The 23,999-nt window shown below is 56.3% G+C and carries 29 protein-coding genes and 1 pseudogene; 15 read left to right on the top strand and 15 right to left on the bottom strand.

Going from position 1 to position 23,999, the window contains the following annotated elements:
• Positions 1-35: 35 nt before the first annotated feature.
• The 9 genes from flgJ to flgB are packed head-to-tail and all read right to left on the bottom strand — an operon-like array spanning position 36 to position 7,200.
• Positions 36-989: a flagellar assembly peptidoglycan hydrolase FlgJ gene (gene flgJ, locus DG357_RS08760; protein ID WP_088204999.1), complete on the bottom strand. Its 954-nt coding sequence runs from the start codon at positions 987-989 to the stop codon at positions 36-38.
• Positions 989-2,080 carry a flagellar basal body P-ring protein FlgI gene (locus DG357_RS08755; protein ID WP_028012706.1) on the bottom strand — a complete coding sequence of 364 codons (1,092 nt, stop codon included), beginning with the start codon at positions 2,078-2,080 and terminating at the stop codon, positions 989-991. Before DG357_RS08755 ends, flgJ begins: the two co-directional genes overlap by 1 nt.
• Before the next feature lie 12 nt (positions 2,081-2,092).
• Positions 2,093-2,791: a flagellar basal body L-ring protein FlgH gene (gene flgH, locus DG357_RS08750; RefSeq protein ID WP_023311139.1), complete on the bottom strand. Its 699-nt coding sequence runs from the start codon at positions 2,789-2,791 to the stop codon at positions 2,093-2,095.
• A gap of 57 nt (positions 2,792-2,848) precedes the next feature.
• Positions 2,849-3,631, bottom strand: coding sequence for a flagellar basal-body rod protein FlgG (gene flgG / locus DG357_RS08745; RefSeq protein ID WP_000625853.1), 783 nt, complete (start codon positions 3,629-3,631; stop codon positions 2,849-2,851).
• Between the two features lie 11 nt (positions 3,632-3,642).
• Positions 3,643-4,398 (bottom strand): flagellar basal body rod protein FlgF, encoded by a 756-nt coding sequence (locus DG357_RS08740; protein WP_088204998.1) that lies wholly within the window; start codon positions 4,396-4,398, stop codon positions 3,643-3,645.
• Positions 4,399-4,418: 20 nt separating this feature from the next.
• Positions 4,419-5,627, bottom strand: a complete 1,209-nt coding sequence (flgE, locus tag DG357_RS08735; protein WP_041910523.1) for a flagellar hook protein FlgE — start codon at positions 5,625-5,627, stop codon at positions 4,419-4,421.
• Positions 5,628-5,653: 26 nt separating this feature from the next.
• On the bottom strand, positions 5,654-6,364 hold the full coding sequence (flgD, locus tag DG357_RS08730; protein WP_041910524.1) for a flagellar hook assembly protein FlgD: 711 nt from the start codon (positions 6,362-6,364) through the stop codon (positions 5,654-5,656).
• Between the two features lie 11 nt (positions 6,365-6,375).
• Positions 6,376-6,780 (bottom strand): flagellar basal body rod protein FlgC, encoded by a 405-nt coding sequence (gene flgC / locus DG357_RS08725; RefSeq protein WP_013097138.1) that lies wholly within the window; start codon positions 6,778-6,780, stop codon positions 6,376-6,378.
• A 3-nt stretch (positions 6,781-6,783) separates the two neighbouring features.
• Positions 6,784-7,200, bottom strand: coding sequence for a flagellar basal body rod protein FlgB (gene flgB / locus DG357_RS08720; protein WP_008500815.1), 417 nt, complete (start codon positions 7,198-7,200; stop codon positions 6,784-6,786).
• Positions 7,201-7,357: 157 nt separating this feature from the next.
• Between flgB and flgA the strand changes: the two genes are divergently transcribed.
• From flgA to flgN, 3 genes are all read left to right on the top strand, one after another.
• Positions 7,358-8,017 (top strand): flagellar basal body P-ring formation chaperone FlgA, encoded by a 660-nt coding sequence (gene flgA, locus DG357_RS08710; protein ID WP_088204997.1) that lies wholly within the window; start codon positions 7,358-7,360, stop codon positions 8,015-8,017.
• A 93-nt stretch (positions 8,018-8,110) separates the two neighbouring features.
• The gene (flgM, locus tag DG357_RS08705) at positions 8,111-8,404 is read left to right on the top strand and encodes a flagellar biosynthesis anti-sigma factor FlgM (RefSeq protein ID WP_014883360.1); all 294 of its coding nucleotides are present in this window, start codon (positions 8,111-8,113) and stop codon (positions 8,402-8,404) included.
• Positions 8,405-8,408: 4 nt separating this feature from the next.
• Positions 8,409-8,834: a flagella biosynthesis chaperone FlgN gene (flgN, locus tag DG357_RS08700; RefSeq protein ID WP_028012701.1), complete on the top strand. Its 426-nt coding sequence runs from the start codon at positions 8,409-8,411 to the stop codon at positions 8,832-8,834.
• A gap of 59 nt (positions 8,835-8,893) precedes the next feature.
• Here flgN and murJ read toward each other — a convergent pair whose 3' ends face one another.
• From murJ to rimJ, 4 genes are all read right to left on the bottom strand, one after another.
• Positions 8,894-10,429, bottom strand: a complete 1,536-nt coding sequence (gene murJ, locus DG357_RS08695; protein ID WP_028012700.1) for a murein biosynthesis integral membrane protein MurJ — start codon at positions 10,427-10,429, stop codon at positions 8,894-8,896.
• 129 nt (positions 10,430-10,558) lie between these two features.
• Positions 10,559-11,482 carry a Gfo/Idh/MocA family protein gene (locus DG357_RS08690; RefSeq protein WP_088204996.1) on the bottom strand — a complete coding sequence of 308 codons (924 nt, stop codon included), beginning with the start codon at positions 11,480-11,482 and terminating at the stop codon, positions 10,559-10,561.
• A 2-nt stretch (positions 11,483-11,484) separates the two neighbouring features.
• Complete coding sequence (locus DG357_RS08685; RefSeq protein ID WP_088204995.1) at positions 11,485-12,132, bottom strand: YceH family protein; 648 nt, start codon at positions 12,130-12,132, stop codon at positions 11,485-11,487.
• 9 nt (positions 12,133-12,141) lie between these two features.
• The gene (rimJ, locus tag DG357_RS08680; protein ID WP_013097146.1) at positions 12,142-12,726 is read right to left on the bottom strand and encodes a ribosomal protein S5-alanine N-acetyltransferase; all 585 of its coding nucleotides are present in this window, start codon (positions 12,724-12,726) and stop codon (positions 12,142-12,144) included.
• A 236-nt stretch (positions 12,727-12,962) separates the two neighbouring features.
• Here rimJ and mdtH point away from each other — a divergent pair.
• The 9 genes and pseudogenes from mdtH to DG357_RS08625 all read left to right on the top strand — a co-directional run bounded on the left by mdtH (position 12,963) and on the right by DG357_RS08625 (position 19,650).
• Positions 12,963-14,172: pseudogene (gene mdtH / locus DG357_RS08675) on the top strand (multidrug efflux MFS transporter MdtH).
• A 123-nt stretch (positions 14,173-14,295) separates the two neighbouring features.
• Positions 14,296-14,856 carry a lipoprotein gene (locus DG357_RS08670; RefSeq protein ID WP_088204993.1) on the top strand — a complete coding sequence of 187 codons (561 nt, stop codon included), beginning with the start codon at positions 14,296-14,298 and terminating at the stop codon, positions 14,854-14,856.
• A gap of 126 nt (positions 14,857-14,982) precedes the next feature.
• Positions 14,983-16,029, top strand: a complete 1,047-nt coding sequence (gene pyrC / locus DG357_RS08660) for a dihydroorotase (protein WP_028012695.1) — start codon at positions 14,983-14,985, stop codon at positions 16,027-16,029.
• A gap of 74 nt (positions 16,030-16,103) precedes the next feature.
• Complete coding sequence (dinI, locus tag DG357_RS08655) at positions 16,104-16,349, top strand: DNA damage-inducible protein I (protein WP_048959419.1); 246 nt, start codon at positions 16,104-16,106, stop codon at positions 16,347-16,349.
• Positions 16,350-16,621: 272 nt separating this feature from the next.
• On the top strand, positions 16,622-16,876 hold the full coding sequence (gene bssS / locus DG357_RS08650) for a biofilm formation regulator BssS (protein ID WP_023299782.1): 255 nt from the start codon (positions 16,622-16,624) through the stop codon (positions 16,874-16,876).
• Between the two features lie 116 nt (positions 16,877-16,992).
• A complete protein-coding gene (gene solA, locus DG357_RS08645) occupies positions 16,993-18,111 on the top strand; it encodes an N-methyl-L-tryptophan oxidase (protein WP_088204992.1) in 1,119 nt (372 codons plus the stop codon).
• Between the two features lie 60 nt (positions 18,112-18,171).
• Positions 18,172-18,285, top strand: a complete 114-nt coding sequence (locus DG357_RS08640) for a YceO family protein (RefSeq protein ID WP_032644857.1) — start codon at positions 18,172-18,174, stop codon at positions 18,283-18,285.
• A gap of 218 nt (positions 18,286-18,503) precedes the next feature.
• The gene (locus DG357_RS08630) at positions 18,504-19,070 is read left to right on the top strand and encodes a cytochrome b (protein WP_028012692.1); all 567 of its coding nucleotides are present in this window, start codon (positions 18,504-18,506) and stop codon (positions 19,068-19,070) included.
• A 1-nt stretch (position 19,071) separates the two neighbouring features.
• A complete protein-coding gene (locus DG357_RS08625; RefSeq protein WP_028012691.1) occupies positions 19,072-19,650 on the top strand; it encodes a YceI family protein in 579 nt (192 codons plus the stop codon).
• Between the two features lie 41 nt (positions 19,651-19,691).
• Here the strand turns inward: DG357_RS08625 and trhO are convergent, their stop codons facing one another.
• Complete coding sequence (trhO, locus tag DG357_RS08620; RefSeq protein ID WP_028012690.1) at positions 19,692-20,741, bottom strand: oxygen-dependent tRNA uridine(34) hydroxylase TrhO; 1,050 nt, start codon at positions 20,739-20,741, stop codon at positions 19,692-19,694.
• Between the two features lie 221 nt (positions 20,742-20,962).
• Between trhO and DG357_RS08615 the strand changes: the two genes are divergently transcribed.
• The 3 genes from DG357_RS08615 (at position 20,963) to DG357_RS08605 (ending at position 23,719) form a co-directional block, all read left to right on the top strand.
• Entirely contained in the window at positions 20,963-21,889 is a 927-nt protein-coding gene (locus tag DG357_RS08615; RefSeq protein WP_088204991.1) for a Kdo(2)-lipid IV(A) acyltransferase, read from the top strand.
• Between the two features lie 140 nt (positions 21,890-22,029).
• Complete coding sequence (gene mdtG, locus DG357_RS08610; RefSeq protein ID WP_045630082.1) at positions 22,030-23,247, top strand: multidrug efflux MFS transporter MdtG; 1,218 nt, start codon at positions 22,030-22,032, stop codon at positions 23,245-23,247.
• A 97-nt stretch (positions 23,248-23,344) separates the two neighbouring features.
• Positions 23,345-23,719, top strand: a complete 375-nt coding sequence (locus DG357_RS08605; RefSeq protein WP_028012687.1) for a MysB family protein — start codon at positions 23,345-23,347, stop codon at positions 23,717-23,719.
• A 6-nt stretch (positions 23,720-23,725) separates the two neighbouring features.
• Here the strand turns inward: DG357_RS08605 and DG357_RS08600 are convergent, their stop codons facing one another.
• Complete coding sequence (locus DG357_RS08600; RefSeq protein ID WP_013097162.1) at positions 23,726-23,953, bottom strand: YceK/YidQ family lipoprotein; 228 nt, start codon at positions 23,951-23,953, stop codon at positions 23,726-23,728.
• Between the last annotated feature and the right edge of the window lie 46 nt (positions 23,954-23,999).

The raw sequence follows: 23,999 nt of genomic DNA, 5'->3' as shown, positions 1-23,999 counted from the left end.
GGTTATCGGCAACCTCCACCGGGACTTGAGAACTTTCAGAACAGATTTTCGATATCTGTGCTATAGGCTTTGCTGACCTTCTCGCCCATGGATTTCAGCTGCTGGATCATGCTGGTGAGCTTACGTGCATAGTTCGGGTCGGTCGCGTAGCCCGCGTTTTGCAGGGCCTGAGCGCCCTGCTCCGCCGTAGCCGCCTGCGTAACGGCGGTATAGCGCGGATTTCGGCTCAGCAGACCCACATAGTCAGACAACGCTTCCAGATAAGAGCTGTAAACGCGGAATTTGGCTTTCACCTTCACCGCCGCGCCGTTCTCGTATTCCGTAGTCGTGATCTCCGTGGTCGGCCCCTTCCAGCTGGAGGTGGCCTTCACGCCGAAGATGTTGAAGCTCGGATCGCCGTTTTCCTTGCGGATCTGGCGCTGGCCCCAGCCCGACTCCAGCGCGGCCTGGGCCAGAATCAGGTGGTGAGGCACGCCGCTCTGTTCACTGGCAAGCCGTGCCGGCAGAGAAAGCTGCGCCAGGAAGTCTTTGCTGTCACCGGAGAGCGCCTCGTCGCCGCTGCCCGTTGCCTTCGGTATCGCTTTACGCACTATCTGCGTCAGCGCCTGATTCTGATAACTGGTCACCGTTTCAAGGTCGAACTTCATCGGCACCTGCGGCGGCTGCTCTTCTGGCTGAACACCCTGTGCGGCGGCGGTCTGTTTGACAATCATGTCAGCCAGACCGAGGCCTTTACCGGCGGTCATCTGCTGCGCAATCTGCTGGTCGTACATGCTGGTATAAAGACGCGTTGAATCGCTGCTGAACATCCCGTCTTTCGGCAGGGTTTCGCGCATGCTCTTCAGCATCATCTGTACAAACATCCCTTCCACCTGGCGGGCGACCGGGCGGATATTCGCCGCCGGGTCTTTACCTGCTTTGGCTTTCAGTTCGTTGAGCGACTGGGCGTCCCAGGCGGCACTGGTCAACAGTTTGCTATCGGTCAGCATCAGATGATTTCCAGTTTGGCGCGCAGGCAGCCAGCGCTTTGCATCGATTGCAGAATGGACATCAGATCCATCGGCGTCGCGCCCAGGGCGTTCAGGGCACGCACCACGCTGTTCAGGTTGGCGCTGGAGCGCACGCTCTGCAGGGAACCGCCGCTCTGGCGTAAATCAATCTGCGTTTGCGGCGTCACTACCGTCTGGCCGCCACCAAATGGTGTATCCGGCTGGCTGACGTTGGCGGAACGGTTAACCGTCACCGACAGGTTACCCTGCGCCACGGCACAGCTATCCAGCGACACTTCCCGGTTCATCACCACGGAGCCCGTACGGGAGTTGATGATCACTTTGGCATCCTGCACCGGCACGTTCACTTCCAGATTCTGGATATCCGCCAGCATGCGCACCTGGTTGCTGCTGCCGGTGGAGGTGCGGATCTGCACGGTACGCGCATCCAGTGCCGTGGCATTGCCATAGCTGCGGTTGATGGTGTCGGCAATCTGCTGCGCCATCGTGAAGTCTTCATTATTCAGCTGCAGGTTGATGGTGTTGCCCGCGCCAAACTGGGTCGGCAGTTCACGCTCGATGATCGCACCGTTGGTGATGCGCCCGCCGTTCAACTGGTTCACCTGGACGCTGCTTCCGCCAGCGGATGCGCCTGCCCCGCCGACCAGGATGTTCCCCTGCGCCAGCGCGTAGACCTGGCTGTCGACGCCTTTCAGCGGGGTCATCAGCAGCGTACCGCCGCGCAGGCTTTTGGCGTTACCCATTGAGGAGACCACCACGTCAATGGTCTGCCCCTGGCGCGCAAACGCCGGGTAGGAGGCAGTGACCATTACCGCGGCCACGTTTTTCAGCTGCATGTTGGTTCCCGCCGGCACGGTAATGCCGAGCTGGGAAAGCATGTTGTTTAAGCTTTGGGTAGTAAACGGCGTCTGGGTGGTCTGGTCACCGGTACCGTCCAGCCCCACCACCAGGCCATAGCCAATCAGCGAGTTCCCGCGGACGCCCTGAACGCTGGTGAGATCGCGAATGCGATCGGCCTGGGCAAACGTTGCGACAAGAACCAGCGCCGCGGCGAAGATCGATTTAAACATGGGTCACCTCGCTTACATCGGCGATAAATTAAGGAAGAAGCGCTGCAGCCAACCCATATTCTGCGCTTCATTAATGTAGCCGTTGCCGACGTACTCAATGCGCGCATCCGCCACCTGGGTGGACGGAACGGTGTTGGTGCCGCTGATGGTGCGTGGATTCACCACGCCCGAGAAGCGAATGAATTCAGTGCCCTGGTTAATGGCGATCTGTTTTTCACCCACGACGTGTAAATTGCCGTTAACCAGCACCTGGTCAACCGTGACCGTCAGCGTACCGCTGAAGGTGTTGCTGGCGTTCGCGCCACCTTTACCGTTAAAGGTGTTGCCGCCGGAGGCCTCAACATCCGCACGGGCATTGCCGAACAGGCCCTGCAGATAGCGTGGAACGGTGTCAAAGCCAAAATTGGTTTTGCCATCGCGGCTGGCGTTCGCCGACGAGCTCTTGCTCGCGCTGACGTTTTCCTGCAGCACAATGGTCAATGTATCGCCGACATTACGCGGGCGGCGATCTTCAAACAGCGGCTGATAGCCGTAGTTAATCGGCTGCGCGGTCTGGAAAATGGAGCCGTTTACAACTGGCGCAGGGCCAGGAACGGGTTGGGCAGTCGTCGCACCCTGGACCAATGGTTTAGACGGGATCAAAGCGCACCCGCTGAGGGTGACGGCCAGAACAGTCAGTATCGGATAACGAAACGCCGCGTTTTTTTGCATTGCCTTCATCTTCGAAAACAGGGAGCCGGTGCGGGGTTTACCGCACCGGGCTACACCTTAGAGTTGCGTCAGTTTCTGCAGCATCTGATCGGTCGTAGAGACTGCTTTACTGTTAATTTCATACGCGCGCTGGACCTGGATCATATTCACCAGCTCTTCCGCCACGTTCACGTTGGAGGTTTCGACATACCCCTGATACAGCAGACCGGCACCGTTCAGGCCTGGCGTACTTTCATTTGGCGTACCGGAGGATTGCGTTTCGGTGTAGAGGTTCTCACCAATGCTTTCCAGACCGGTATCGTTCATGAAGGTGGTCAGGTTGAGCTGTCCGACCTGGACCGGCGCGGCCTGCCCCTGCTGGGTCACGCTCACAATGCCGTCGCGGCCGATGGTAATGCTCAGGGCGTTCGCCGGAATGGTGATCGCAGGCTGAACCTGGAAACCACCCGCCGTTACCAGCTGGCCGTTCTGATCGACCTGGAAGGAACCGTCACGGGTGTAGGCAGAGGTCCCGTCAGGCAGCTGCACCTGGAAGAAGCCCTGGCCTTTTATCGCCACGTCTTTGCTGTTGTTGGTCTGAGACAGGTTGCCCTGGCTGTGCAGACGCTCGGTCGCCACCGGGCGAACGCCGGTGCCGATCTGCAGGCCTGACGGCAGCGTCGTCTGTTCAGAAGACTGCGCGCCCGGCTGGCGGATGGTTTGATAAAGCAAATCTTCGAAAACGGCGCGCTGACGCTTGAAACCATTGGTGCTCACGTTTGCCAGGTTGTTGGCAATCACATCCATGTTGGTTTGCTGCGCGTCCAGGCCAGTTTTCGCGATCCATAAAGAACTGATCATAAAGAGTCCTGTTAACTCATCGACAGAAGTTGGTTAGCCTTGCCCGCGTTTTCGTCCACGCTGCTGATAATTTTCATCTGCATTTCAAAACGACGGGCGCTGGCGATCATGTCGCTCATAGCGGCTACCGGCTTAACGTTGCTGCCTTCCAGAACGCCGGACATCACGCGGATGCTCGGATCGGCCTGTAATGTGGCACCACGGGTAGCCTGAGCTGCCTGGGTCAGACGGAACATGCCGTCGTCGCCGCGCTGCACCTCTTTGCCTTCCGCTTTGACCAGCTTCAGACGCCCGACGGGGGCAATGGTGTTGGCCGGATCGCCCGGGTTCAGCGCCGAGATGGTGCCGTCCGCGGCGATGGTCAGCTCAGAGCCTTCCGGCACGGTCAGCGGGCCCGCTTCACCCATCACCGGATGCCCCTGAATCGTCAGCTGGCCGGTCGCGCTGACCTGGATATTCCCGTTACGGGTATAGCCTTCGCCACCGTCCGCCGTTTGCACCGCCAGCCAGCCGTCCTGCTGCAGAGCAACGTCCAGCGGGCGTGAGGTGTAATCCATCTGCCCTGGCGTCATGTCTGCGCCCGGGGTGGATGCCGCCACCAGCGTACGGGTCGGCAGGGAGAGCCCCTCCACCGGCACTGCGCGCAGCGCATTCAGCTGCGCGCGAAAGCCCGGCGTAGAGGCATTTGCCAGGTTGCTGGCGGTAACGGCCTGCTGGCTGAGCGTCTGACTTGCCGCGCCCATCGCGGTATATATTGCGTGATCCATTGCGCTTTCCTGTTAGCCGCTTAACGCAGGTTAACCAGCGTGTTGAGGATCTGATCCTGGGTCTTGATGGTCTGCGCATTCGACTGATAGTTACGCTGTGCGACAATCATGTTCACCAGTTCTTTACTCAGGTCCACGTTAGAGGCTTCCAGCGCGCCGTTGGTCAGCGTGCCGAAGTTACCGGAGCCCGCGGTGCCCAGCAGGGCAACACCGGAAGACTGCGTGGCAGACCAGACGTTATCCCCTTCGGACTTCAGGCCTTCGTTGTTGGCGAAGTTTGCCAGCACGATCTGGCCCAGCACCTGAGTCTGCTCGTTGGAGTAGTTCCCGACGACGGTGCCGTCATCATTAATCTGATAGCTGACCAGATCGCCCGGCTTGAAGCCGTTCTGGTTGGTCGCCACGATATTGTTCGCACCGGTGTTCTGCTGCATGGAGTTAGCAAAACTCATCGCGAAGGTCGCCGGGTCCGCACCTGGGATAGTCGCGGTAGTGATGTTGATGTTTCCACCCCCGATCAACGTACCGTTATTATCGAAGGTCAAGGTCGTGGCCACTGCCGCCGCGCTGCCTGCCACGCTGCCGTCCTGGGCATACACTTTCCAGGAGTTAGCCGGGGTCGCATCTTTGACGTAAAACAGGTTCATGTTGTGCGCATTACCCTGGCTATCAAAGACGGTTACCGTACCTTTTTTGTTGTAGGTATCCGGGTTGGCCGGATCGAAGGCGGCGGTTGGTGCGGCATCGGTGGAGTTGAGGTTAATCTGCTGGGAAGCCGTGGTGGTGGACTTCGCGGCCATCAGCGTGGTCGGGATATTAATCGCCTGCGGATTCGCACCGGTCTGAACCGTTGATGGCGTTCCGGCAACCGGATATCCCGTTAATTGCATCCCCTGCATGTTCACCAGGTTACGGTTTTCGTCCAGCTTGAACTGGCCGTTACGGCTGTAGAACACCGAGCCGTTTGCATCGACCATACGGAAGAAACCGTTCTGGCTGATGGCAACGTCCAGGCCACGACCGGTGTTGGTGGTGGTACCGTCGGTAAAGTCCTGAGTGATGCCCGCAACTTTTACGCCCAGACCCACTTTGGAACCGGCAAACATATCTGCAAAAGACGCAGAACCGGATTTGAAACCATAGGTCGCGGAGTTGGCGATGTTGTTGCCAATGACGTCCAGGTTGGTGGCCGCAGCATTCAGGCCGCTGACCGCTTGAGAAAAGGCCATGACTTACTCCTGATAAGTGTTAAGGCTTAGATAATCTGCCGAACTTCGTCGAGTGTGGTGGTACCGGAGGTACCCAAATCCAGTTTGTTGCCGTCGCCCCCTTTAATCACGCCCTGAACCAGCGCGAACTGCAGCGGCTGCGCCACCAGCTGGGTCGTCCCGTTGCTGGCGCTAATCGCGACTTTGTAGGAGCCATTTGGTGCTTTCGTGCCGTCGGTCAGGCTGCCGTCCCAGGTAAAGGTGTGAACGCCCGCTTTCAGCTCGCCGATGTCGATGGTGCGAACCACGGCGCCGGTTGAGTCGGTGATCGTCGCCGTCACTTTGTCAGCCGCCTGCTGCAATTCAACGCCGAACGGCGTAGTGGTGGTGGTCGATGTACCGTCGGTGGTGCTGGTGCCCGCCAGGATCGTGGTCCCCGGGATCATCACGCCGTGACCAATCAGGCTTGCCGCCTGCAGGGACTGAGCGCTGTTAATCTGACCGGAGACGGAACCGAGGGTGGTATTCAGTTTCTCAATGCCGCTCACGGTACTGATCTGCGCAAGCTGCGTAGTCAGTTCGTTGTTCTGCATTGGGTTAGTCGGATCCTGGTTCTTAAGCTGCGCCACCAGCAGCGTCAGAAAACTGCTCTGCAAATCGGAGGCATTGCTTCCCGTCAGGGAGCTGGAGCTTGTCGAACTTTTGGTGTTGTTAACACCCGTGTTCGTCGGATCATTCACATTTACGGCGATGGACATGCATGTCTCCTTTACTGGCCGAGAGTGAGTGTTTTGAGCATCATGCTCTTCACGGTATTAAGCACTTCGACGTTCGCCTGGTAGCTACGGGACGCCGACATGGAGTTCACCATCTCACCCACCACATCCACGTTTGGCATCTTCACGTATCCGTTAGCGTCCGCGAGCGGGTTACCTGGCTCATACACCAGCTTGTCCGGCGCCTGGCTCTCAACCACGTCAGACACCTTCACGCCGCCCGTTGCCGCGCCTGGCGCAGCGTCGACCTGAAACACAACCTGTTTGGCACGATAAGGCTGTCCGTCAGGTCCGGTCACGCTGTCGGCGTTCGCCAGGTTACTGGCGGCCACGTTCAGACGTTTGGACTGGGCGGTTAACGCCGAGCCGGCGATATCAAAAATATTCAGCAAGGCCATTTATCAGTTGCCCCCCTGCAGGACGTTCATCATGCCTTTGATTTGTCCGCCGAGTACGGTCAGGCCCGTCTGGTATTTCAGGCTGTTATCGGCAAACTGCGTACGCTCCCGGTCCATATCCACGGTGTTACCGTCGAGTGAAGGCTGGTCAGGGATGCGATAAAGTAAATCGGTCGCTGGCGCGGTCATCGCCTGAGCGGGAATATGGCGAGAGGATGTCATGGCGAGTGCAACACCCGTTCCTTCGGCACGTCCACGCTCCATCACCTTTTTGAGCTCACTGGAAAAATCAATATCGCGCGCCTGATACCCGGGTGTATCGGCGTTAGCGATGTTGGCGGCTAAAATCTCCTGCCGCTGGGCGCGTAAATTGAGCGCTTCCTGCTGAAAACGTAACGCGGCGTCGAGTTTATCGAGCATGTCTCCTCCGCTGATGGCAAAATTTCAGTTCACAGCTTAAATCTCACCCGGTCTCCCCTATCGACGGAATAAGCACAAAATGCGTCGCTATTTATTCCGTTGATGCAAAACCACTGCAGGTAGAATTCATCCAACTCTGGAAACGGTGGAACTTGCGATGCAAACGTTAAAACGTGGCCTGATGGCAACCTTCTTGCTGTTTAGCCCTCTGGTGAATGCCGGGGATTTACAGGATGCGCTGACGAATTTTTTTGCCCAGAAGCTGGCGGGCTTTAGCGATGACGTTAACGTGACCATCCGCACGCCGCCGAATCTGTATCCGACCTGCGAGCAACCGTCCTTCAGCGTGACGGGGACCACGAAGCTGTGGGGCAATGTGAACGTCCTGGCACGCTGCGCCAATGAAAAACGCTATTTACAGGTTGCAGTTCAGGCGACGGGCAATTATGTTGTCGCCGCCGTACCCATTGTGCGTGGCAGCGCGCTGCAGGCAAACAGCGTGACGTTAAAGCGCGGGCGTCTGGATCAGCTCCCGCCGCGGACAATGCTGGACATTAACCAGGCACAGGACGCCGTCAGCCTGCGCGATGTCGCGCCGGGCCAAGCGATTCAGCTCTCCATGCTGCGCCAGGCGTGGCGTGTCAAAGCGGGACAGCAGGTGATGGTCGTTGCCAACGGAGACGGCTTTAGCATCAACAGTGAAGGGAAAGCGTTAAACAATGCCGCGGTAGCGCAAAACGCCCGCGTCAGAATGTCCTCAGGCCAGGTGGTGAGCGGAACCGTCGATTCTGATGGGAATATTCTGATTAACCTATAATCTTTTTAAAGATTTCGCGGCGCGTGCCGATAAATATTCCACTAATGATGATGTCAGGCGCAAACGCCGCGAACCCTCGATGAGGACAACACTATGAGCATTGATCGTACATCAGCCCTGAAGCCGGTAAGCGCTGTACAGCCTCGCGAAACGAACGACGCTACCCCTCAGAAAACGCGTCTGGAAAAACCGTCAACGTCTAACAGCACCAGCGTGACCCTGAGCGATGCCCAGGCAAAACTGATGCAGCCAGGCAGCAACGATATCAATATGGAACGTGTTGAAGCGCTGAAAACGGCTATTCGCAACGGTGAGCTGAAAATGGACACCAGCAAAATCGCTGATGCCCTGATTCAGGAAGCACAGAGTTTCTTACAGAGTAACTAACCGTATGAGTCGACTGTCAGAAATACTGGATCAAATGACGGTTGTCCTGAACGACCTGAAAACGGTAATGGATGCTGAACAACAGCATCTCTCTTCCGGTCACATTAACGGCAGCGCGCTGCAGCGTATTACTGAAGATAAGAGTTCGCTGCTGGCCACGCTGGATTATCTGGAGCAGCAGCGCCGCGCCGAGCAGGACTCGAAGCGCAGCGCCAATGACGATATTGCCGAGCGCTGGCAGACCATTACCGAAAAAACCCAGCATCTGCGCGATCTCAACCAGCATAACGGCTGGCTGCTTGAAGGCCAGATAGAGCGTAATCAGCAGGCGCTTGAGGTGCTGAAGCCGCATAAAGAAACCGGACTGTACGGCGCGGATGGTCAGACAGCGACGGCACGTATTGCGGGTGTAAAAAAGATTTCGATTTGACGCGTAAGCGACAAATCTTGCAGTGGGGAGCACCCTGAGGTGAACTCCCCTTTTGGCGTTTATGCCGTCCGGCGGGTAAACTCTTTCACTTTGAAGCCCAGCACGGCGAGCGTGGCAAAATACGCTACCACCCCAACGCCCACCACGGCCATCAGCCGCATCAGACGATAAGGCATTGTGCCCAGAGACCACTCCGGCATGACGTACATCATCCCGATGAGTGCCGCAGACATCACCAGTACCGCCACGACCAAACGCACGAGGAAACTTGCCCACCCCGGCTGCGGCGTAAAGATATCCTGCTTGCGCAGCTGCCAGTAAAGCAGCCCGGCATTCAGACAGGCCGCCAGACCAATAGACAGCGACAGGCCGGCATGCTTCAGCGGGCCGATAAATGCCAGGTTCATCAGCTGCGTCATAATCAGCGTTACAATGGCAATTTTCACCGGCGTTTTGATGTCCTGACGCGAGTAAAAGCCCGGCGCCAGCACTTTGACGACAATCAGCCCCATCAATCCCACCGAGTAAGCGACCAGCGCGCGCTGGGTCATCGCGGCGTCAAACGCAGTGAATTTCCCGTACTGGAACAGCGACACCGTCAGCGGCTTGGCGAGGATCCCCAGCGCTACCGCGCTTGGCAGGGCCAGCAGGAAGCAAAGACGCAGGCCCCAGTCCATCAGGCGGCAGTATTCGTCATGGTTGCCGCTGGCAAAGCTTTTCGACAGCGACGGCAGCAGGATGGTCCCCAGCGCCACGCCCAGCACGCCGGAGGGGAACTCCATCAGGCGGTCAGCGTAGTACATCCACGAGACGGAACCCGACACCAGGAAAGAGGCAAAGATGGTGTTGATAATCAGCGAGATCTGGCTGACGGAGACGCCAAGAATGGCGGGCCCCATCTGCTTAATCACCCGCATCGCCCCGGCATCTTTGAGGTTGATGCGCGGCAGCACCAGCATGCCGATTTTCTTCAGATGCGGCAGCTGATAAGCCAGCTGCAGCACGCCGCCCACGGTGACCGCCCAGGCCAGGGCCAGCACCGGCGGGTTGAAGTGCGGCGCGGCGAACAGCGCAAAACCGATCATGCTGACGTTGAGAAACGTCGGCGCAAACGCCGGAACGGAGAAGCGGTTCCAGGTGTTCAGGATCGCCCCCACCAGCGAGGCCAGCGAGATCAGCAGAATATAGGGGAAGGTAATGCGCAGAAGCTGCGAGGTCAGGGCAAATTTATCCGCCGTGTCGGCAAAGCCGGGCGCGGTCACCATAATGACCCAGGGCGCGGCCAGCATACCGACTACCGTCACCACGGCCAGCGCCAGCGTCAGCAACCCGGAGACATAAGAGACAAACACGCGCGTCGCGTCTTCACCCTGCTTGCTTTTATATTCCGCCAGAATGGGCACAAACGCCTGGGAGAACGCCCCTTCAGCAAAAATGCGACGCAGCAGGTTCGGCAGTTTGAACGCCACGAAAAAGGCGTCCGTTGCCATCCCTGCACCAAAGACCCTTGCCACAATGGCATCGCGCGCAAAACCGAGAACGCGAGAGAACATGGTCATCGAGCTGACGGCAGCCAGCGATTTTAATAAGTTCATTAACGTGAATTTCCAGAACCATACGGATTTATAGACCGGGAACGCACAAGCGCCACCCGGCAAAGCCAACAAGCGGCGCTTAGTCTAACCCGATTTCAACGAATTACTATCCGCAGATGTTACAGCGAGTTATTCACTCATGGCCTCGCGCCAGAGCCGTTCCACAATGCGCTGAGCCAGAATGGCCTGCTCGCCGGACGTTTCAGGAACCGTCTGATTTTGCACGCAGGTGATAAAGTGGCGGGCACATCCAGCGAAACCTCGTTGCTCCAGAGTGCTTTGCCAGCCGGGGACCGGCTGCATCACCACGCCGCCGCCCTTCTCTTCCCGCCATTCACGCATGTCGGTAACGTCGTACAGCGCGCCGTCGGTTACCGCCTGCACGGATTCCCGCTGGCTGCCTGCGCGGCGGTGCATGCTGGTGGTGACCTGAAGATGCTCAACGGCAAAATGGTGTTCCGCATAGACCATCTGCCCCTGTTCGTTGGTGACAAGAGTGCCGCTTTTCAGCAGCGCTTCGCCGTTAGTCAGCCACAGCGCGGTGTCCACTACGTGGAGGTAGTCATCGAGAAGGGTAAAGCGCAGATCGTTTGGACCCACGCTGTCGGTGCGGTGCTTATCCATGCGCAGCGAGGCGATATTGCCGGACTGCGCCTTCAGCTGCTGGTAAAGCGGCGCGAAGCGGCGGTTGAAACCGACCATCAGCGTCAGTTTTTTACGTGCCGCCAGCTCAATCAGCCGTTCAGCGTCCTGAACATTTTCCGCCAGCGGTTTATCCACGCAGACGTGAACCCCCGCATTGAGCAACTCGCTCACCACCTGATAGTGGGTTGCCGTTGAGGTATGCACAAAGACCGCATCGCACTCGCGGGCCAGATCCTGGAGCGATGCCGCATACGGGATACGCCAGGTTTCACAGATACGTGCTGCCTTTTCTCGGGTGGGTGACCATGCCCCTTGCAGCGTCCAGTCTGACGCAGCGCCCAATACGGGCAGCCAGGCTTTCTGCGCAATACCGCCCAGCCCCACCACGCCAATGCGTAATTTTTTCACCGTTAGTCTCCCAAATGTGCCAGCAATGCATCCAGACGCTGTTTCAGCCCGGCCACCTCGTCTTCCAGCGCCTCTACGCGCGCGGCAAGGTCGTCACGGGTTGCAGGGCTCGATTCCGTCGCCACGCTTGCGGCGTCAACGTCGCCGCTGAAGAGATGCATGTAGCGGCTCTCACGTTTACCCGGCTCACGGGCCAGGCGCACCACGTAAGGGCCATCCTCACGCGCGGCCAGCCCTTCCAGGGTCTGCTCGACTTCCTGCATGTCGCTGAACTCATGCATTCGGGAAGCGCGCGTTCGCAGTTCCCCCGGCGTTTGCGCCCCGCGCAGCAGCAGCGTGGTAATAACCGCCACTTCCGCGCTGTTCAGCTTCAGATCGCCAAATTCGGAGTTACAGAAGCGCTGCTCGTATTTGGTCACGCGGTTGCCGAAGCCGCTGACGGTGCGCAGATAGTGGCGCTTCACCAGCGCATCCAGCACGTCCTGAACCTCATGCTCGCTGAGATTCATCACCGGCTCGCGGTTGGTCTTCTGGTTGCAGGCCATGGTCACGGCGTTAACAGAGAGCGGATACTGCTCCGGCGTGGTGACCTGTTTTTCGAGTAAGCACCCAATCACGCGCGCTTCCGTACCGTTTAGCTGATACTTCATCTTTTCTCCTTAACGACCTGCGGTCCAGTCACGGGTGGTTAATGCCGTCAGAACGTGGTCGCGCCACTCTCCGTCTATCAGCAGATAGTCTTTGGCATAACCCTCTTTCTCAAACCCTAAACGCGCCAGCAAATTCCCGCTGCGCTGATTATGCGGCATGTAGTTCGCCATAATGCGATGGATATGCTGCGTGCGTTGCATATAGCGGATGGCTACCGTTAACGCCTCGTACATCAGCCCCTGCCCCTGCCATTTCTGGCCGATGGAATAGCCAAGGTAGCAGGCGTGAAACGATCCCCGCACCACATTTGAAAAATTGGCGATCCCGATAATCTCTTTCTCTTCTGGATCCAGCAGCGCGAAATAAAACGCGCTGCCCTGCTTATGAAATTCAGCGATCATGCTGAGGCGTGCCTGCCAGCCGGAGGGGTAACAATGGCTCTCATCCCGAACGGGTTCCCAGGGTTTTAAAAACTGGCGATTCTCGGCGTAATAATCCGCCAGACGCCAGGCATCACGCTCATGCACAAGACGAACGACCAGCCTGTCCGTTGTCAGACGCACTTTTGGCACATTACTGCGATAGCCAAACATCAATACCACTCCTTCCCGTCACTTCAGCTTACCCATTAGCTTTACTATACCTGCGCCCGTGCCGTCTGTGAAAACAGTGACATACCATTTTGACCTCTTTTCACATTTTTCGATGAGAACTCTCTATCAAAGCACCGTTTTGATAAAAAAATATTGTCGCGCCCGGGGGTGGGAAAAAACGCGGCGACACCGCAGAATGTTAGCGTGCTCACCTTCTTATTTTCCCTGGAGGGAAAATGTCCCGCGTATCACAGGCCAGGAGCCTGGGTAAATATTTCCTGCTCGTCGATAACTTGCTGGTCGTGCTCGGCTTTTTTGTCGTGTTCCCCCTCATCTCGATCCGCTTTGTCGATCAAATGGGCTGGGCGGCATTAATGGTTGGGATTGCCCTGGGGTTACGCCAGTTTGTCCAGCAGGGGCTGGGCGTCTTTGGCGGGGCTATTGCCGACCGCTTTGGCGCTAAACCGATGATCGTGACCGGTATGCTGCTCCGCGCGGCAGGCTTTGCCACGATGGCGATCGCCCACGAGCCCTGGCTGCTGTGGTTCTCCTGCTTTCTCTCCGGTATCGGTGGCACGCTGTTTGACCCGCCGCGCACCGCGCTGGTGGTCAAGCTGATTCGTCCTCAGCACCGCGGCCGCTTCTTCTCCATTCTGATGATGCAGGACAGCGCCGGGGCGGTTGTTGGCGCCCTGCTGGGCAGCTGGCTGCTGCAGTACGATTTCCGTCTGGTTTGCGCGGCCGGGGCGGTGCTGTTTATTCTGTGCGCCCTGTTTAACGGCCTCTACCTTCCGGCCTGGAAGCTGTCGACGGTAAAAGCCCCAGTGCGCGAGGGGCTAGGACGCGTCCTGCGCGACAGGCGTTTTGTCACCTACGTGTTGACCCTGACCGGCTATTACATGCTCGCCGTACAGGGTGATGCTGATGCTGCCAATCATGGTGAACGATATTGCGGGCACGCCTGCTGCCGTAAAATGGATGTACGCCATCGAAGCCTGCCTGTCATTAACGCTGCTTTATCCGATTGCCCGCTGGAGTGAACGGCGTTTTCGCCTGGAGCATCGCCTGATGGCCGGGCTATTTCTGATGACGCTGAGCATGATGCCGATCGGTCTGGTAAACACGCTTCAGCAGCTTTTTACGCTGATCTGCACCTTCTATATCGGCTCCATCATCGCCGAGCCCGCCCGCGAAACGCTGAGCGCCTCGCTTGCGGATGCGCGTGCGCGCGGCAGCTATATGGGCTTCAGCCGCCTGGGTCTGGCCTTTGGCGGTGCGCTGGGTTACGCCGGCGGCGGCTGGCTGTTCGATGCCGGCAAAGCGCTGAACCAGCCGGAACTCCCCTGGATGATGCTCGGCGTGGTGGGCGTCATGACGCTTCTCGCCCTGTGGTGGCAGTTCAGCCAGAAGCGCAGCGCGAGCGGCATGCTGGAGCCTGGCGCGTAGCCTTTCCCTCGGGCGGGAGCCTCTCCCGCCCCACTTCTCAGTTTTTTCTGCTGGTTTCTGCCCATTCACGCTGACATACTGGCGTAACAGGACAGAAGCGCCGATTTTTCGTTGAGGAGCACTATGAAGAAAATTGTCTTAGCCGCGGCATTCGTTGTCAGCGGTCTGCTGGTGGGCTGTAACCAGCTTACGCAATATACCGTCAGTGAGCAGGAAATTAATCAGGCGCTGGAAAAACATAACAATTTCTCTAAAGACATTGGCGTGCCGGGGCTGGCCGATGCCCACATCGTGCTCACCAATCTCACCAGCCAGATTGGTCGCGAAGAGCCGAATAAAGTCACTCTCGCAGGCGATGCCGCGCTTGATATGACGTCCCTTTTTGGCAATCAGAAAGCCAACATCAAGCTCAAGCTGAAGGCGCTCCCCGTTTTCAACAAAGAGAAAGGGGCGATATTCCTGCAGGAGATGGAAGTGGTCGATGCACAGGTTTCGCCGGACAAAATGGCGCCGGTACTGCAAACCCTGATGCCCTATCTGAACCAGTCGCTGCGAAACTACTTTAACCAGCAGCCGGCGTACGTCTTAAGCGAAGACAACAGCCAGGGTGAAGCTCTCGCGAAGAAATACGCAAAAGGGATAGAGGTGAAACCGGGAGAGATCGTTATTCCTTTCACCGATTAACCTGAAGGGCGCTGCGGCGCCCTTTTTTTTACGGAAAAGTGTGCAAACGAAAACGTTTCCGCTTATGATTTGTGTCCGGCAAAAACAGCCATCCTTATGACTGATTCCTGACAAGCCGGAGCTTCCATGACTGCACAACCCCAGGTTCTTAAAATCCGCCGCCCAGACGACTGGCATATCCATCTGCGCGATGGCGATATGCTGAAAACCGTCGTGCCCTATACCAGTGAAATTTATGGCCGCGCGATTGTCATGCCAAACCTGGTTCCGCCAGTCACCACCGTCGATGCCGCCATTGCCTACCGTCAGCGCATTCTGGATGCCGTTCCGGCGGGACATGATTTCACTCCATTGATGACCTGCTACCTGACCGATTCACTGGATCCGAACGAAGTGGAACGCGGGTTTAACGAAGGCGTATTTACGGCGGCGAAACTCTACCCTGCGAACGCCACCACCAACTCCAGCCACGGCGTCACCAGTATTGATGCCATCATGCCGGTGCTGGAGCGCATGCAGAAACTGGGCATGCCGCTGCTGGTACACGGTGAAGTAACGCATGCGGAGATTGACATCTTCGACCGTGAAGCCCGTTTTATCGAAACCGTGATGGAGCCCCTGCGCCAGCGCCTGCCGGCGCTTAAGGTGGTCTTTGAGCATATCACCACCAAAGACGCGGCAGAGTATGTTCGCGACGGTAACGAACTGATCGCTGCGACTATCACCCCGCAGCATCTGATGTTTAACCGTAACCATATGCTGGTGGGCGGAGTGCGCCCTCACCTGTACTGCCTGCCGATCCTCAAGCGCAACGTTCACCAGCAGGCGCTGCGCGAGCTGGTCGCCAGCGGATTCACTCGTGCGTTCCTGGGCACAGACTCCGCGCCTCACGCCCGCCATCGCAAAGAGGCAAGCTGCGGCTGCGCGGGCTGTTTCAACGCCCCAACGGCGCTTGCCAGCTACGCAACCGTATTTGAAGAGATGAACGCGCTGGAACATTTCGAAGCGTTCTGCTCCCTCAACGGCCCGCGCTTCTACGGCCTGCCGGTCAATGACACCTTCATTGAGCTGGAGCGCAAAGCGAGCCAGGTTGAGGAGTCTATCGCGCTGACGGATGACACGCTGATCCCCTTCCTGGCAGGTGAAACCGTAAGCTGGACGGTAAAACGCTAAAAAATCAACGCCCCTTGTTGTCAAACCGACAATATGCCTGTATAAATAAACAGTATATTACACAGGGGGCATTTATGCGTATTGAAGTCACCATAGCCAAAACTACCGTTCTGCCTGCCGGCGCGCTTGACGCTCTGGCAGGCGAATTATCCCGTCGTATTAACAACACCTTTCCCGACAACTCGGGTGCCGTAACGGTGCGTTACGCCGCAGCGAACAACCTCTCCGTCATGGGTGCCGCAAAAGAAGATAAAGATCGCATTAGCGAAATCCTGCAGGAAACGTGGGAAAGCGCAGACGACTGGTTCATAACCGATTAACACTGCTCCCTCATTGTGTTTTTTGCCGGGTCGCCCCGGCTTTTTTTTGCCTGTAATTTCGAAAGTTCAAATTAATTCAGCGTGTTCTTAAAAAATCGTGAACGAGATGGTGTTTTATTGTTCGAACAATCCTAAAAAGCAGAAAAATGTGTTGCTACCTGTTTATTTTTCCCGTTGGAACCCTTATTACTTGGTATACTGAAGAAGCTTTCAGAAAAACATGCATTGAACCTCAGAGCCGTTGTCTTCTAACACGCATTAAGGGGGTTATAATGGAAAAGAATAACGAAGTCATCCAGACCCATCCGCTTGTAGGCTGGGATATCAGTACCGTAGATAGCTACGATGCACTGATGCTGCGTTTGCACTACCAGACCCCAAATCAACTCAACCGTGACGAAGCGGAAGTGGGACAGACGCTGTGGCTAACAACAGACGTCGCCCGTCAGTTTATTTCTATTTTAGAGGCAGGCATTGCAAAAATAGAATCTGGCGACTATCAGGAAAATGAGTATAAACGGCACTAACCTTATGCCCACTTTTCACTCAACAGGCACCCTCGCGGTGCCTTATTTATTTCCCGCTTGTTTACGCCCGCGTTGTTAATTACTCTGCTAACAAACCGTAAGTTTACGAGATGCATATGAGATACGACTTAATCATTATTGGTAGCGGCTCCGTTGGATCGGCCGCCGGTTATTACGCAACGCAGGCAGGGCTAAACGTCCTGATGATTGACGCCCACCTGCCGCCGCATAGCGAAGGTAGCCATCATGGCGACACCCGTCTCATTCGCCATGCCTATGGCGAGGGGGAGCGCTACGTTCCGCTGGTGCTTCGCGCCCAGACGCTGTGGGACGAGCTGGCGAAACAGACTGAAGAGCGCATTTTCGAACGCACAGGGATCATCAACCTCGGTCCGGCCCGTTCAGAATTTCTCGCCAACGTCGAACGCAGCGCGAAAGCCTTTAATCTTGACGTTGAGAAGCTGGACGCGGCGGCCATTACCTCGCGCTGGCCTGAAATTACCGTCCCGGAGGATTATATCGGCCTCTTTGAAGCCAACTCCGGTGTGCTGCACTGTGAAACGGCGATCAAAACCTGGGTCGATCTTGCCGCCAAAGCGGGCTGTGCGCAGCTGTTCAATTGCCCCGTAGAGGCCATCACGCATGATGCAAACGGCGTTACGGTGAAAACCGTAGACGGGGAAAATTCGGCTTCCCGCCTGCTTATTAGCGCAGGAACCTGGGTTACCCGCCTGCTCCCGGACCTGCCGATCCAGCCGGTACGCAAGGTCTTCTCCTGGTTCCAGTCGGACGGGCGTTACAGCGCGCAAAATAAATTCCCGGCGTTTACCGGCGAGTTACCCAACGGCGATCAGTTCTACGGTTTCCCTTCCGAGAAGGACGCTCTCAAGATTGGAAAACACAACGGCGGGCAGGTCATCTCCTCACCTGAGGAGCGCAAGCCGTTTGGCGCCTGCCCGCAGGACGGCTCAGAAGCCTTCTCGTTCCTGCGCAATATTCTCCCGGGCGTCGGTGGCCTGCTTTATGGCGCGGCCTGCACCTATGACAACACGCCGGATGAAGACTTTATCATTGATACGCTGCCGGGACATGACAACACCCTGCTGATTACCGGGCTGAGTGGCCACGGCTTTAAGTTCGCTTCGGTGTTGGGTGAAATCGCCGCGCAGTTTGCCCAGGGTATCACGCCGCAGTTTGATCTGACGCCGTTCTCACTCTCGCGTTTTAACGGATAATCGGCCACGGGCTCCGGCGGTATCGGGGCCCGTTTTCTTCGTACTCAATTGTGGGGCGTTATGCGCAGGATAGTGGATTTCCTCATCAATAACATTCGCGAACACTTTATGCTCTATATCTTATTGTGGGCGCTGCTCGCTATCGTTGATGTTATATACATTGTGTTTTATTGAAAGTGACAATTGACGTTAACTGACGTTACTTTATGTTTATTTAAGATTTTTTCTTCTGCTAAATACGTCTTGCACGAAGCCATTGAATTAATCTCGCCGTTTCTTTTCAAAATCGCTGAAATAAATAAAATAAAAATCAATAGTCAATTATTTCAGTTGCAATATCGCGTCTTCCCGTTCATTTTTACCTTTCGGTTAATTTGAAAATGGACATTCTGATGCAATTGCGTAACTCCTCCCGGCGCTACGGAATAATATCCATAAGTTTGCACTGGATATTTGCCATTGCCGTCTATGGTATGTTCGGACTTGGACTCTGGATGGTCACGCTCAGCTATTACGATGGCTGGTATCATCAGGCACCCGAGCTGCATAAAAGCATCGGGGTTCTGCTGATGCTGGGGCTGGTATTTCGCGCCATCTGGCGACATATTTCCCCACCGCCCGCGCCACTAAAGACATATGGAAAAATAACCCGCGTCAGCGCCGTTGCCGCGCATATTGCGCTCTACGCGCTGCTCTTCGCCATTCTGATCAGCGGCTATCTCATTTCAACGGCAGACGGCAAACCGATTAGCGTTTTTGGCCTGTTCGAGGTTCCGGCAACGCTCAGCGATGCCGGGGCTCAGGCCGATACGGCAGGCGTCGTTCACCTCTGGCTTGCCTGGAGCGTGGTGATCCTGTCCGTACTGCACGGGCTCGCCGCCCTTAAACACCATTTTATTGATAAAGACGATACGCTTAAGCGCATGCTTGGCCGCTCGTCAGTTGACTCTGGAGCATAAAATGAAAAAACACCTGCTGGGTATTGCCCTCGGTTCTCTGTTATTCACCACCGGTTCTGCCGTAGCGGCTGACTATAAAATTGATAAAGAGGGCCAGCACGCTTTCGTCAATTTCCGCATTCAGCACCTGGGATACAGCTGGCTGTACGGCACCTTTAAAGATTTCGACGGCACATTTACTTTTGACGAGAAAAATCCTGCGGCAGATAAAGTCAATGTGACCATTAATACGAACAGCGTCGACACGAACCATGCTGAGCGCGATAAACACCTGCGCAGCGCAGAGTTCCTCAACGTCACAAAATTCCCACAGGCCACCTTCACCTCCACGGAAGTTAAGAAAGACGGTGATAAATTGGCTATTACCGGGAATCTGACGCTGAATGGCGTAACCAAACCCGTTACTCTGGATGCGAAGTTGATCGGTCAGGGCGACGATCCGTGGGGCGGAAAACGCGCAGGTTTTGAAGCGGCGGGTAAAATTCACCTGAAAGATTTTAATATCACAACGGATTTAGGCCCGGCGTCGCAGGACGTTGAGCTGGTTATTTCCGTTGAAGGTGTGCAGCAGAAGTCGTAATAGATTCGCCCGGCAGGCTTTCGCCGTGCCGGGCGTTATTATCATTCCGGGTCAGGAATACCCAGTTTGGTATTCAGACGGCCGCGTGATTTATTAAAAATCTTATTACCGTTTTCACGCCCCGCGCGACGACGACGCTGCTCTTCTTCCGGCAGGACGCTCTCTTCGCTGCACAGCTCGCTACAGCAGCCGTTAAACTTCTCGGCACAGGCCGGGCACTGAATAAATAGCAGGTGGCAACCGTCGTTTTTGCAGTTGGTGTGGGTATCGCACGGCGCGCCGCACTGGTGGCACTGGGCAATCACATCTTCTGAAATGCGCTCGCCCATGCGCTCGTCAAAGACGAAGTTTTTACCGATAAAGCGTACCGGTAAGCCCTGCTCACGGGCGCGGCGGGCGTACTCAATAATACCGCCTTCAATGTGCCAGACCTTGTTGAACCCATTGTGCTTCATCCACGCGCTGGCCTTCTCGCAGCGGATACCGCCGGTGCAGTACATAACGATTTTTTTATCCTTATGCTCCTGCATCATCTCCACCGCTTTAGGCAGCTGCTCGCGGAAGGTATCGGCCGGAATCTCCATCGCGTTTTCGAAATGCCCCACTTCGTACTCGTAGTGGTTACGCATATCAATGAACACGGCATCCGGATCGTCCAGCATCGCATTCACTTCCGCGGCCTTCAGATATTCGCCGACGTCCGCCGGGTTAAACTCAGGATCGTCAATACCGTCCGCCACGATGCGTTCACGCACCTTCATGCGCAGCACCCAGAACGATTTTCCATCGTCATCCAGGGCAATGTTCAGGCGTAAGCCGTTGAGGGCAGGATCGAAGCTATAAAGCGCGTCGCGGAACGCATTCACTTTGCTTTCCGGCACGCTGATCTGCGCGTTAATCCCTTCGCGGGCAAGGTAGACGCGGCCGAATACGTTCAGCGCCGTGAAGGCCTGATAAAGCGCATCGCGGGTCGCCTGCGGATCGTCGATAGTGAAGTATTTGTAGAAGGAGATGGTCGTGCGCGGTTCGGTTTCAGCCAACATGCGCGCCTTTAACATCTCATTCGAAACGCGGTTGTGTAACACTGGCATGGTGTACAAGTCCTGCAATCGTCAGAGAGAATGAAAAATCGGTCGGCATCATATAGCAAAAAAAACCAATTTACATCCACACAATTTACGCTACATTTCACACACCCTGATGAATCAGGCTTAACAATCGCCGTCGTCGTGCAGGTTCGACGGCAGATATTTTGGCTACGTCTCAAAAAATGCGACAATAGCGAAACAGGACGTTTGAACACAGGAAAGACATGACCCAGTTACCAAAATTTACCGTCGCCCTTTTGCACCCCCGCTATTGGATGACCTGGCTTGGCATTGGCTTTTTATGGCTACTGGTACAGCTTCCCTACCCTGTTATCTTCCGGTTAGGTACATCATTAGGCCGACTCGCGCAAACGCTTATGAAGCGCCGCGCCCGCATCGCGTATCGTAACCTTGAGCTGTGCTTTCCGCAGATGAGCGAGGCGGAGCGCCATGATATGGTCTCGAAGAATTTCGAATCCGTCGGCATGGGTCTCATGGAGACCGGAATGGCGTGGTTCTGGTCGGACAAACGTATGGCCCGCTGGAGCAAGGTTACAGGCACCGGCATGGAGCCGGTGCATACGCTTCAGGCCAATCAGACCGGCGTGCTGCTGATCGGCGTCCATTTCCTGACGCTCGAAATCGGGGCGCGTATGTTTGGCATGCAGGCGCCCGGCATCGGGGTTTATCGTCCTAACGACAACCCGGTGATCGATCTCATCCAGACCAACGGCCGCATGCGCTCCAACAAAAGCATGATCGACCGTAAGGATCTGAAGGGCATGATTCGCGCGCTGAAGGCCGGTGAAGTGGTCTGGTATGCCCCCGATCACGACTATGGCCCCCAGGCCAGCGTCTTTGTCCCCTTCTTCGCCGTTGATGAGGCCGCTACCACGACCGGCACCTGGATGCTGGCGCGGATGTCCAAAGCCGCCATCGTTCCCTTTGTTCCCCGCCGTATGCCGGATGGCTCAGGCTACGAACTGATGATGCTTGAGCCGGAACTCGCGCCGCCGCTGGAAGATGCGGAAACCACCGCGCGCTGGATGAACGCCGTTGTGGAGAAGTGCATCATGCTGGCACCCGAGCAGTACATGTGGCTGCATCGACGCTTTAAAACGCGGCCAGAAGGCACGCCTTCCCGCTATTGATCCTCATGCGGCCCTCAGGGCCGCATGCTATTTTAGCTTTAAAAGCTCCCCCTCATTGCGGCAATCATAACCCAGGCGCATAATTAGCAGGCTTATTACTTCATGCCTCAGGTGCTCTGCACCTCACTATGCGGATTGTTATGACACCCTCAGATGCCCCCATAAACTGGAAGCGTAACCTCACGGTTGCGTGGCTTGGCTGTTTTCTTACCGGCGCGGCGTTTAGCCTGGTCATGCCTTTCCTGCCGCTCTACGTCGAACAGCTGGGCGTGACGGGCCATAGCGCACTCAACATGTGGTCTGGCCTGGTATTCAGCATCACGTTTCTCTTTTCCGCCATCGCCTCGCCCTTCTGGGGCGGCCTTGCCGACCGCAAGGGACGTAAAATCATGCTGCTGCGTTCGGCGCTGGGGATGGCGATTATCATGGCGCTGATGGGCGTGGCGCAGAACGTCTGGCAGTTCCTGATATTGCGCGCATTGCTGGGCTTATTGGGCGGATTTATTCCCAACGCGAACGCCCTGATCGCCACGCAAATTCCTCGCCATAAGAGCGGCTGGGCGCTTGGCACGCTCTCAACCGGTGGCGTGAGCGGCGCCCTGCTTGGGCCGCTGGCGGGGGGATTACTGGCGGATAACTACGGCCTGCGCCCGGTCTTTTTCATCACCGCCAGCGTGTTGTTCCTGTGCTTTATCGTCACCCTGGTCTGCATCCGTGAAAAATTTACGCCCGTCGCCAAAAAAGAGATGCTTCACGCCAGAGACGTGCTGACCTCGCTTAAAAATCCCAGGCTGGTGCTGAGCCTGTTCGTAACGACATTGATCATTCAGGTGGCAACCGGATCGATCGCTCCTATTCTCACCCTATACGTTCGCGACCTGGCGGGTAACGTCAGCAATATTGCGTTTATCAGCGGACTGATTGCCTCTGTGCCCGGCGTGGCGGCGCTGGTTAGCGCACCGAGACTGGGAAAATTGGGTGACCGGGTCGGCCCGGAAAAGATCCTGATCTGCGCACTGATCATTTCCGTCCTGCTGCTTATCCCCATGTCGATGGTGCACTCTCCGTGGCAGCTGGGCGTGCTTCGCTTTTTGCTGGGCGCCGCCGACGGGGCGTTGCTGCCCGCCGTACAGACCCTGCTGGTCTACAACTCCACGAACCAGATTGCCGGGCGTATCTTTAGCTATAACCAGTCGTTTCGCGATATCGGTAACGTCACCGGGCCGCTTCTCGGGGCGGGTATTTCCGCCAGCTTCGGTTTTCGCGCCGTCTTTATCGTGACGGCAGGCGTGGTGCTGTTCAACGCGATTTACTCGTGGTTCAGTTTATCCCGCGCGTTACGGCCGGTGACGGAATAAGAAGAACGCCTGACGGCTTATTTTCGCATTCATACTTGCAGAATCTGATATTCAGCTATTCTTTCCCTGAAACCTTCTGGAAAACAGGGAGACACCAATGACCATGTACGCCACGCTGGAAGAAGCTATTGATGCCGCTCGTGAAGAGTTCCTTGCCGATAATCCCGGCGTTGAGGAAGAAGATGCTGACGTGCAACAACTTAATATCCAAAAATATGTTCTGCAGGATGGGGATATTATGTGGCAGGCCGAATTCTTTGCCGATGAAGGCGAAGAAGGAGAATGTTTGCCGGTCCTGAGCGGTGCAGGTGCGCAGGCCGTGTTTGATGGCGACTATGATGAAATCGAGTTACGCCAGGAATGGCTGGAGGAGAATACGCTGCACGAGTGGGATGAGGGCGAATTTCAGCTCGAGCCACCGCTGGATACGGAAGAAGGTCAAACCGCAGCCGATGAATGGGACGAGCGTTAATTTACGCTACTCGTACGGGCCGTGGCTGGCATCGATGGGCAGCAACAGCGTGTCGAAAATCAGCGAGAACGGCAGATCGAGCACCGTCAGGTAGCGCCATGCGGAATCACGGACATCCCATTTTACGCCCGGGTAGTACTGGTTGCCATGGCCCTGACCTGGAATGGTGCGGCTGATGATGCTGCCGCAGCCGCTCAGCAGGCATGCCATCATGACGACGATGATTATTTTCATCAGTAACCTCTAAAAAAATACCGGCCTCACAGCCGGTATTTTATCT

Origin of the sequence: Enterobacter bugandensis, from assembly GCF_900324475.1 — a bacterium.
Lineage (GTDB): Bacteria > Pseudomonadota > Gammaproteobacteria > Enterobacterales > Enterobacteriaceae > Enterobacter > Enterobacter bugandensis.
This window is presented reverse-complemented; position numbering and strand designations above follow the sequence as displayed.